This is a genomic window from Kitasatospora sp. NPDC093558, assembly GCF_040683475.1.
Lineage (GTDB): Bacteria > Actinomycetota > Actinomycetes > Streptomycetales > Streptomycetaceae > Kitasatospora.
Window position 1 is genome coordinate 1 of record NZ_JBFBDY010000290.1, and the last position, 8,031, is coordinate 8,031.

Annotated in this window: 4 protein-coding genes; 2 read left to right on the plus strand and 2 right to left on the minus strand. The window is 72.5% G+C overall.

What is annotated here, in order from left to right:
• Both dxs and AB0O00_RS23795 read right to left on the minus strand, forming a co-directional pair.
• A partial coding sequence (gene dxs / locus AB0O00_RS23790; protein ID WP_363654908.1) for a 1-deoxy-D-xylulose-5-phosphate synthase occupies positions 1–1,627 on the minus strand: 1,627 nt, incomplete at its 3' end.
• A gap of 220 nt (positions 1,628–1,847) precedes the next feature.
• Entirely contained in the window at positions 1,848–3,041 is a 1,194-nt protein-coding gene (locus AB0O00_RS23795; RefSeq protein ID WP_363654910.1) for an ROK family transcriptional regulator, read from the minus strand.
• Positions 3,042–3,396: 355 nt separating this feature from the next.
• Here AB0O00_RS23795 and AB0O00_RS23800 point away from each other — a divergent pair, with 355 nt between their 5' ends.
• Both AB0O00_RS23800 and pepN read left to right on the plus strand, forming a co-directional pair.
• On the plus strand, positions 3,397–5,202 hold the full coding sequence (locus tag AB0O00_RS23800; protein WP_363654912.1) for a PQQ-binding-like beta-propeller repeat protein: 1,806 nt from the start codon (positions 3,397–3,399) through the stop codon (positions 5,200–5,202).
• Between the two features lie 211 nt (positions 5,203–5,413).
• Positions 5,414–7,996, plus strand: coding sequence for an aminopeptidase N (pepN, locus tag AB0O00_RS23805; protein ID WP_363654914.1), 2,583 nt, complete (start codon positions 5,414–5,416; stop codon positions 7,994–7,996).
• The last annotated feature ends 35 nt before the right edge of the window (positions 7,997–8,031 follow it).

Sequence of the window (8,031 nt, forward strand, 5' to 3'; positions counted from 1 at the left end):
GCTTGACCCAGCGCGGGTCCACCACGGTCGCGGTGATGCCCTGAGCGGCCAGCAGGTCGGCGACCTCCAGGCTGGTGCCGGCCATCGCGCCGACCGAGACGATCAGCACGTCGGCGCGGTGCGCCCCGGCGGACTCCGCGGCGGCGCGCAGCACGTCCATGCCGCCGATCCGGCCGACGGCGGCGACGGCCGGGCCGACCGTGCCCTTGGAGTAGCGCACGACCGTCGGCGCGTCCTTGACCTCGACGGCCTCGCGCAGCTGGGCGCGCAGCTGGTCGGCGTCGCGCGGGGCGGCCAGCCGCAGGGTCGGGACGACCTGCAGGATCGACATGTCCCACATGCCGTTGTGCGAGGCGCCGTCGTTGCCGGTGACGCCCGCCCGGTCGAGCACGAAGGTGACGCCCAGCTTGTGCAGGGCGACGTCCATCAGGACCTGGTCGAAGGCGCGGTTCAGGAAGGTCGCGTAGACGGCGACGACCGGGTGCAGGCCGCCGGTGGCCAGGCCCGCGGCGCTGGTGACGGCGTGCTGCTCGGCGATGCCGACGTCGAAGATCCGCTTCGGGAAGGCCTCCGCGAACGGGGCGAGGCCGACCGGGTGGAGCATGGCGGCGGTGATGCCGACCACGTCCTCGCGCTCGTGGCCGATCGCGACCATCTCCTCGGCGAAGACGGACGTCCAGTCCTTGCCCGCGCTCTTGATCGGCAGGCCGGTCTCCGGGTGGATCACGCCGACCGCGTGGAAGCGGTCCTCGTCGTTGTTCTCGGCGGCGTGGTAGCCGCGGCCCTTCTCGGTGAGGCAGTGCACGATCACCGGGCCGCCGAAGCCGCGCGCCTTGGTCAGCGCGGACTCCAGGGCGGTGAGGTCGTGGCCGTCGATCGGGCCGATGTACTTGAGGCCGAGGTCCTCGAACATGCCCTGGGGGGCGATGAAGTCCTTGAGGCCCTTCTTGGCGCCGTGCAGCGTCTCGAACAGCTGCTGGCCGACCACCGGGGTGCGCTGCAGCGCGTCCTTGCCCCAGGAGAGGAAGCGCTCGTAGCCCTGGGTGGTGCGCAGCGTGGAGAGGTGGTTGGCCATGCCGCCGATGGTCGGCGAGTAGGAGCGCTCGTTGTCGTTGACGACGATGACGACCGGGCGGTCCTTGGCGTCGGCGATGTTGTTGATCGCCTCCCAGGCCATGCCGCCGGTGAGCGCGCCGTCGCCGATGACGGCGACGACCGGGTCGCTGTTGCCCTTGAGCTGGTTGGCCTTGGCCAGGCCGTCGGCGTACGAGAGCACGGTGGAGGCGTGCGAGTTCTCGATCACGTCGTGCTCGGACTCGGCGCGGGACGGGTAGCCGGACAGGCCGCCCTTCATCCGCAGCATCGAGAAGTCCTGGCGGCCGGTGAGCAGCTTGTGGACGTAGCTCTGGTGGCCGGTGTCGAAGAGGATGCGGTCGCGCGGGGAGTCGAAGACCCGGTGCAGCGCGATGGTGAGCTCCACCACGCCGAGGTTGGGGCCGAGGTGGCCGCCCGTCTTGGAGACCTCCGTCACCAGGAAGGTCCGGATCTCCTGCGCCAGTGCGGCCAGCTGTCCGGGCGTGAGCCGGTCGAGATCGCGCGGTCCCCGAATGCGGGTCAGCAGGGCCACCCGTTCCTCCTCGTTCAGTGTTCGCGGACCGCGGCCGGTCCGACGGGCGTCGCTGCCCGGTGTGCCGGTGCGCCTCGACGGTCCGCTGCGACGGTCGTGGTCGGTGCCGACCGGTCGAGTCTAATGTCCGCCTGCCGGACACCGAGCGGCGCGCCCGGTGCCACCGGCCGGTGATGGACGATCCCCGAGGTGACGGGGGTCCGGGCGGGACCGGGTCGCGTCAAGCCCGGTTGACGGAGGCGGCGGCGAGGGCGCCCGACTCGCCCATCTCGCTCATCACGAGCGCCAGCGCGCCCAGCACCTCCGCGCGGCCGCCCAGGGTGCCGGGGACCACGGACAGCTGGCGGGCGGCGCTCGGGATCGCGTAGCGGGCGACCGAGTCCCGGATCGGGCCCAGCACCAGCTCACCGGCCTCGGCGAGGTCGCCGCCGAGGATCACCCGGCGCGGGTTGAGCAGGTTGCACAGGGTCGCGACGCCGGTGCCGATCTGCCGGCCGGCGTCGGCGATCACCCGGCGGCAGCCGAGGTCGCCCTGCTGGGCCAGCTCGACGAGCTTGGGCAGGGTGAGGTCCGGGCCGAGGGTGGAGGAGAGCAGGGAGAGCAGGTAGCGGGAGCCGACGAAGGTCTCCAGGCAGCCGCGGTTTCCGCAGCGGCAGACCGGCCCGGCCTCGTCCAGCGTGATGTGCCCTATCTCACCGGCGGTGCCGCCCGGGCCGCGGTAGATCTGGCCGTTGACCACCAGGCCGGCGCCGACGCCGCTGGCGATCTTGATGTAGGCGAGGTCGCTCAGGCCGCGGCCGGCGCCCCAGACCAGCTCGCCGAGCGCGCCGAGGTTGGCGTCGTTGTCGACGTGCACCGGCATGCCGAGCCGCTCGGCCAGTTCGCGGCCGGGGGCGATGCCCGTCCAGCCGGGCAGGATCGCGGTGGAGCCGAGCGCGCCGGTCTCCACGTCGATCGGGCCCGGCACGCCGAGGCCGACGCCGATCACCTTGTCCGGGCGGAAACCGGCCTGCGCCAGGAGCCGCTCGACCATGGCCTCGGCGCGGTCGAAGCCCTGGGCGGCGGAGACGTCGACGTCGATCGGGGCGCTCTCCTCGGCGAGCACCCGGTGCGCGAGGTTGCCGACCGCGACCCGCAGGTGGGTGTGGCCGAAATCGATGCCGACGACGATGCCGGCGTCGCCGCTGAGCGAGACGCTGCGGGCCCGGCGGCCGCCGGAGGAGGTGTCGGCGACGACGACGGTGCCGCTCTCCTTCAGTTCCCGCACGATGTTGGAGACGGTGGCCGCCGAGAGGCCGGTGCCGCGGGCGATCTCGGCCTGGGTCAGCGAGCCGGCCATCCGCACGGCCCGCAGCACGCGCTCCAGGTTCGCCCGGTGCAGCGATGACTGCGAGCCCGGTGTGTCCGTCGCCATGATCCACCATCCCAAGGGGGCGGGGACCCCTCCGCCGGGCGTCCCCTTCAACTCCTGAAGCCTACGGCTCCGAGTGGGAGGTGGGGGTGTTGGAGGCGGGATCAGGGGGCGGTGAGGGTGACGGCGGGCGCGCGGCGGCGGGGACGGGAGGGGGTGGGGAGGGTGGGAGGTGGGGCTCGTCGGGGCGCGGGGGCGTTGAGGTGGTGGGGGGATCCCGAGGGGGTACCGGGGGGCTTTCGGGCTCCTGCCAGCAGCCGAAAACCGGTCACCACTACCATGGTGCCCAATCTCACGCGTCCCACCGGACCGCGGACGGTCGCGGCAGGGGACGAATCCAGACATGACGGGGAATCAGATGGCAGGGGATCACCCTACGCCGGGGGCAGGCGAAACACCGGGCAGCGGCCCGCAGGACAACCGCGGCGTCTCGTTCGGGCGCCAGCCCGGCGTCGACCCGGCCGCCGTCGCCGACCAGATGACACAGCTCGACGGCTCGGCGATCCCGGGCCCGGCCGCGCCCGCGGGACCGCCGGCCCAGCCGCCGGCGCCGCCCGCGGCCGCGCCGCCGACCGGCCCGGCCTACGCGCCGACCGCCGCGGCGTTCCCCTCCCAGGCCCCGCCGCCCCCGGCCGCCGCGCCCGTCGGCCCGTACGACCCGGTGGCCGGCGGCGGGCAGACGTACGGCGGCGGCTACGGCTACCCGCAGGAGCAGCAGCAGGGCGGCTACACCTACCCGGCCGCGCCGGTGCCGGCCGCGCCCAAGCAGCGCAACCCCGTGATGCTGTGGGGCGGCATCATCGGCGGCGTGCTGGCGATCGCCATCGTCGCCGCACTGATCGTGCTCATCAAGCAGCCCGACAGCCCCGACAACTCGGTCGCGAGCACCGGCGGGACCACGAGCGGCACCTCCGGCGACAGCGGCAGCAGCACCACCACCGGGACCACCAGCGGCAGCAGCACCGCCGGCGGCAACTCCGGTGGCACCGGGGGCACCGGCGGCACCGGCGGCGGCGCGGGCTACAACGTCGCCTGGTCCGTCCCGAAGGCCGCCGACTCGGACGGCAGCAACCAGATGCTCGGCGTCTGGGTCACCGACAAGGTCACCGTGCGCGTGGACGCCAACGGCATCCGCGCGTACAACGTGTCGGACGGCAAGGCCGCGTGGACGATCCCGGTGCCGGCCGGCGCCAAGGAGCTGTGCGCGGCGTCGTACGGCGTCAACTCCAAGAGCGTCGGCGCCGTCGCCTTCAACACCGGTGACAGCGACTGCTCCACCATGGGCGCCGTCGACCTCACCACGGGCAAGATGACCTGGAGCGTCAAGGTCTCCAACGACCGCATCTCCTCCCCGACCCTGGCCGTCACCGACAAGGTCGTCGCCATCGGCGGCCGGGTGGTCGGCGCGGTCAACATCGACAACGGCAGCACCATCTGGTCGTGGAAGCCGCGCGACAACAGCTGCACCGTCACCGGCCGCGCGGCCGGCGCCCAGATCGTGATCAGCGACCGCTGCTACGAGAGCACCCCCAAGTCCCAGCTGTACGTGGTGGACTCGGAGACCGGCGCGCAGAAGAGCACGCCGCTCGCGCTCGCCGGCAACATCGAGGCGGTCGACAAGGTCGTCTCCGACCAGCCGCTCGTGGTGCTCATCACCAACGGCACCAACGGCGACTACGTCCTGCCGTTCGACAAGGCCGACAAGCCGGGCACCGCCATGTCGGTCAAGGAAGCGGGTTCCGACAGCCTGCGCCTGTCCGGCCAGGGCGACGGGATCAGCCAGAACGTGGTCAGCGGCAACATCCTGTACGTGCAGGTCACCGGCTCCAAGGACGCCGTCAACGCGTACGACCTGACCAGCGGCAAGCGGCTGTGGTCGGCCTCCAACCCGACGGCCAACCAGGACATCCGGCTCGTCTCCGGCATCGACAAGGACGGCAAGGTCCGCGCCATCCTCACCCAGGGCTACAAGAAGCCCGCGCGGCTGGTGACGCTCTCGCCGACCGACGGTTCGACGACCGACCTCGGGACGCTGGCGATGCCCGACAGCCTGGACATCGGCGCCGGCCTGAACGAGTACCGGATGCCGCAGGACGCCACCGCGGTGTACGGCTTCGCGCGGTACGGCTCGGACTCGCCGCTCACCAAGTGGGCGAAGAAGTGACGCAGGACTGACGTCCTCTCGGGAGGGGCGGGTCGGGGCTTCGGCCCCGGCCCGCCCCTCTCTCGTCGTCTCTCGTCGTCTCTCGTCGGCCTGCGCCGGTCCCTCTCCGGCGCCGGTCGTGGACGCGGCCGTCCGCCTGCGATTATTCGGCGGGCTCGTGCGTTGGTCATGGGAAGATGCGCAACACCAGCCCGACGAAGGAGTTCAGCGAGTGCCCGGCACCAACCTGACCCGTGAGGAGGCCCGCACCCGGGCCGACCTCCTGCACGTGGACGCGTACGACATCGAGCTCGACCTCGGCACCGCCCGCGAGGGCGGGACCTTCCGGTCCACCACCGTCGTCCGGTTCACCGCCACGACCCCCGGCGCGGACACGTTCATCGACCTCGTCGCCCCGGGCGTCGAGGAGATCACCCTCAACGGCACCGCGCTCGACCCCGCGAGCTTCGCCGACAGCCGCATCCCGCTGCCGGGCCTCGCCGCCGAGAACGAGCTGCGCGTCGTCGCGAACTGCGCCTACACCAACACCGGCGAGGGCCTGCACCGCTTCGTCGACCCGGTCGACGGCGAGACCTACCTGTACACCCAGTTCGAGGTGCCGGACGCCCGCCGCGTCTTCGCCAGCTTCGAACAGCCCGACCTGAAGGCCGCGTTCACCTTCACCGTCACCGCCCCCAAGGGCTGGGTCGTCGTCTCCAACTCGCCGACGCCGCAGCCGACCGGCGACGGGGACACCCAGGTGTGGGCGTTCGAGCCGACCGGCCGCATCTCCACCTACATCACCGCGCTGATCGCCGGCCCGTACGTCGGCGTCTTCGACAGCTACGAGAACGGCGACCAGAAGGTGCCGCTCGGCGTCTACTGCCGGCCCTCGCTGCGCGAATTCCTCGACGCCGAGGCCGTGTTCGAGGTCACCAAGCAGGGATTCGACTACTTCCAGGAGAAGTTCGACTTCCCGTACCCGTTCGCCAAGTACGACCAGCTGTTCGTCCCGGAGTTCAACGCCGGCGCGATGGAGAACGCGGGCGCCGTCACCCTGCGCGACCAGTACGTGTTCCGCTCCAAGGTCACCGACGCCGCCTACGAGGCCCGCGCCGCGACGATCCTGCACGAGCTCGCCCACATGTGGTTCGGCGACCTCGTCACCATGGAGTGGTGGAACGACCTCTGGCTGAACGAGTCCTTCGCCACCTTCGCCGAGGCCGTCTGCCAGGCCGAGGCCCCCGGCTCCAAGTGGCCCAACTCCTGGACCACCTTCGCCAACCAGATGAAGACCTGGGCGTACCGGCAGGACCAGCTGCCGTCCACCCACCCGATCATGGCCGAGATCAACGACCTGGAGGACGTCCAGGTCAACTTCGACGGCATCACGTACGCCAAGGGCGCCTCGGTGCTCAAGCAGCTCGTCGCCTACGTCGGCCAGGACGCCTTCTTCCAGGGCGTGCAGGCCTACTTCAAGCGCCACGCCTGGGGCAACACCCGCCTCGGCGACCTCCTCGGCGCGCTGGAGGAGGCCAGCGGACGCGACCTCAAGGCGTGGTCCAAGGCCTGGCTGGAGACCGCCGGCATCAACGTGCTGCGGCCCTCGATCGTCCTCAACACCGACGGCGAGATCGAGTCCTTCACCGTCCTCCAGGAGGCCCCCGCCCTCCCCGCCGGCGCCAAGGGCGAGGCCGTGCTGCGCCCGCACCGCATCGCCATCGGCCTGTACGAACTCGCCGACGGCGAGACGCTCGTGCGCACCGACCGGATCGAGCTCGACGTCGACGGGCCGCGCACCGAGGTGCCGGAGCTCGTCGGACGGCACCGGCCGGCCGTCGTCCTGCTCAACGACGACGACCTCTCCTACGCCAAGATCCGGCTCGACGAGGACTCGCTCGCCGTCGTCACCGAGCACCTCGGCGCCTTCACCGAGTCGCTGCCCCGCGCCCTGTGCTGGGCCTCCGCCTGGGACATGACCCGCGACGGCGAACTCGCCGCCCGCGACTACCTGTCGCTCGCGCTCTCCGGCATCGGGCGCGAGAGCGACATCGGCGTCGTCCAGTCCGTGCAGCGGCAGGTCAAGCTCGCCCTCGACGCCTACACCGACCCGGCGTGGCGCGAGGAGGGCCTCGGCCGCTGGGCCGCCGCCGCCGAGGAGCACCTGCGCGGTGCCGAGGCCGGCAGCGACCACCAGCTCGCCTGGGCCCGCACGCTCGCCGCCGTCGCCCGCACCGACGGACAGCTCGACCTGCTCGCCGGACTGCTCGACGGGACCGCCGAGATCAAGGGCCTGGCCGTCGACACCGAGCTGCGCTGGACCCTGCTGGTCCGGCTGGCGGCCACCGGGCGCGCCGACGAGGCCGCCATCGCCGCCGAGCTGGAGCGCGACAACACCGCGGCCGGCCAGGAGCACGCCGCCACCTGCCGCGCGGCGCGGCCCACCGCCGAGGCCAAGGCACAGGCCTGGGCGGCGGTCGTCGAGTCCGACGAGCTCACCAACTACGTGCAGGAGGCGACGATCGTCGGCTTCCAGCAGGCCGACCAGCGGGAACTGCTCGAGGCGTACGGGGCGAAGTACTTCGCGGCCGTCAAGGGCATCTGGGAGACCCGCAGCCACGAGATCTCGCAGCAGATCATCGGCGGGCTGTACCCGGCGCTGCAGGTGACGCAGGCGACGGTCGACGCCACCGACGCGTGGCTGGCCGCGGCCGACCCGGCGCCGGCGCTGCGGCGCCAGGTGGTCGAGGCCAAGGCCGGGGTCGAGCGGGCGCTGCGGGCGCAGGCCGCCGACCGGGCGGCCGGGGGGCGCTAGCCCCGGGCCCTGGGAACGCCGAAGGGGCGCCGGAC

Bases quoted from the DNA above. Each gene is read 5' to 3' on its own strand.
- AB0O00_RS23795 (WP_363654910.1), bottom strand. From the start codon at position 3,041: ATGGCGACGGACACACCGGGCTCGCAGTCATCGCTGCACCGGGCGAAC.
- AB0O00_RS23800 (WP_363654912.1), top strand. From the start codon at position 3,397: ATGGCAGGGGATCACCCTACGCCGGGGGCAGGCGAAACACCGGGCAGC.